The 2,396-nt window shown below is 63.1% G+C and carries 2 protein-coding genes; both read right to left on the reverse strand.

What is annotated here, in order from left to right:
* The coding region (locus EN925_RS32090) for a TRAP transporter fused permease subunit (protein WP_128337212.1) at positions 1-1,480 on the reverse strand (1,480 nt) is incomplete at its 3' end.
* 85 nt (positions 1,481-1,565) lie between these two features.
* Positions 1,566-2,396: TAXI family TRAP transporter solute-binding subunit (locus EN925_RS32095; RefSeq protein ID WP_128337213.1), on the reverse strand; the 831-nt coding region annotated here is incomplete at its 5' end.

Here is a 2,396-nt window from a genome sequence, read left to right on the forward strand (position 1 = left end):
GGGTCAGGCCCTGGGCCGAGAAGATCGCCTCGGGGATGAAGGTGCCGAAGAGAAGGGAAAGGTGTCCGGCCGTCGATGTGACGATGTAGGACAGCTTGAAGCCCACTCCGGTCAGGGTGACGACGCCCACGACGATGCCGACGGTTGCGGCAGCGGCTCCGACTGCGAGCGCATATTTGGCGCCGTCGCGCAGACACGTCACGATGTCGGCGACCGACATGCGCCGGCGCGGATTGAGCAAGCCGACGAGAATACACAAGGTGATGCCCCAGAAGGCGGCCATGTAGGGCGTGTAGCCCGAGAGCAGCACGCCGATGAGAACGACGAGCGGGATGATCGTCGGCCAGTCCCGCTTCAGCGCCTCGACGACATCGGGCATCTCGTCCGGCCTGAGCCCCCTGAGGCCGGTTCGCTTGGCCTCGAAATGCACCTGCATGAACACGCCAAAGAAGTGCATGAAGGCGGGCACGATGGCGGCAAGGATGATGGTCGTGTAGGGCAGTTCGAGAAATTCGATCATCAGGAAGGCCGCTGCGCCCATGATCGGTGGCGTCACCTGGCCGCCGGTCGAGGACGCCGCTTCCACCGCTGCGGCGAAATGTTTCTTGTAGCCGAGCTTGATCATCGCCGGGATGGTCAGCGAGCCGACGGTAACGGTGTTGGCGACCGACGAGCCGGAAATCATGCCGAACAGCGCCGAGCCGAAGATCGACACCTTGGCGGGACCGCCGGCGTAGCGGCCGGCGACCCACGCCGCGCAGTCGAGGAAGAGCTGGCCGAGGCCAATGCGGGTGGCGAAGACGCCGAACAGCACGAAGTGGAAGACGTAGGTGGCGACGACGCCGAGCGCGATGCCGTAGATGCCCTGCGTCGTCAGATAAAGGTGATCGACAAGCTGGGAGACGGACGCGCCGGGGTGCACCAGAATGCTCGGCATGTACCGCCCCAACAGCGCGTAGGCCATGAAGACGACGGCGATGATGGGCAGCGGGATGCCGACGGAGCGGCGCGTCGCCTCCAGCAGAAGCAGGATGAGGATAAGGCCGAACACCACGTCGAGCGCCGTGGGATTGCCGACGCGGAAGGCAAGGTCGTCGAGCGGGATCATAGGCACGTGCATGACGACGACGACCGCAGCGATCGCCAGCAGCCAGTCGAAAAGGGGTATGCCGAGCGGCCGCAGGAGGCTGGACCGCGCGGGCTGGTCGTAGCTTTTCTTCACCAGCGGGAAGACGAGGAAGATCAGCGCCAGCACCATCGACAGGTGGATGCCCCGGTGCAGCATTTCCTGCAGCAGGCCGAAACCGGCGGTGTAGTAGTGAAACAGTGACAGCGCCACCAGGAGGAAGCCGACCAGCCAGCCCGCGACACGGGTCAGTGGCCGGAAGCGGATTTCGGAGTCGAATTTCTCCTCCAGTTCGCGAGCGCTCTCCTCATCGAACTCCATTGCGGAAAGCTTGATCTTGTCGTCATCGCTCATGCCGGTTCCGTGTCCTGAATTTCCAGACAAAAGAGGCGGAAAGCATCCCTTCCGCCTCGTTGTTGTCAGCCGGTCCAAATGGCTCTTATTTCAGGGTGCCGACTTCCTTGTAGAATTTCTCTGCGCCGGGATGAAACGGAATGCCAGCGCTGGTAACCGCGTTCTGGAGCGTGATCAGCTTGCCCTTGGCGTGGCCTGCCTGCAGGGCCTTTTGGGTTTCGTCGCTGTAAAGCGACTTGACGATCTTGTAGACGAGGTCGTCGGTCTGCTTGGCGCTGGTCACCCATTGAGCGGCGACGGAAATGGTCTTGGTTTCGCCGACATTTTTGTAGGTGCCTTCCGGCACGGTATCGGTGGAGAAGAACTTCTGCTCGGACAGCAGCTTGTCGGCCTCGGGGCCGGTGATCGGCACCAGCGTGATGTTGTTGGTGGTGGCAAGCTCAACGATTGCGCCGGTCGGATAACCACCGACGAAGAAATAAGCGTCCATGGCGCCATCCTGCAGCCGCTCTCCGGCCGGGCCAGGCTTGAGATATTCGGGCTGCACGTCCTTTTCAGCCAGACCGTAAGCGCCAAGCACAAGTCGCGCATCGACGATGGTGCCGGAGCCCGGCTCGTCAAGAGAGACGCGTTTGCCCTTGAGATCCGCCACCGACTTAATGCCGGCGTCGGCACGCGCGACCAAATGGATCGTCTCGGGATAAAGCGTCGCGATGAGGCGCAGGTCGTCAACCTTGGGCTTGCCCTCATAGAGGCCGGTGCCCGAATGCGCCCAGTAGGCGACGTCGGATTGCGTGAAGCCCGATTCGGACGCGCCCGACTGGATGGCGCTGATGTTGGCCACCGAACCGTTGGAGGACGTGGCGGTGGCGGCCCAGCCCTCGCCGCCCGCCGCCCCGGCTGGCGAGATGGCGTT

The sequence above is a fragment of the Mesorhizobium sp. M7A.F.Ca.US.006.04.2.1 genome (assembly GCF_004022915.1).
Lineage (GTDB): Bacteria > Pseudomonadota > Alphaproteobacteria > Rhizobiales > Rhizobiaceae > Mesorhizobium > Mesorhizobium ciceri.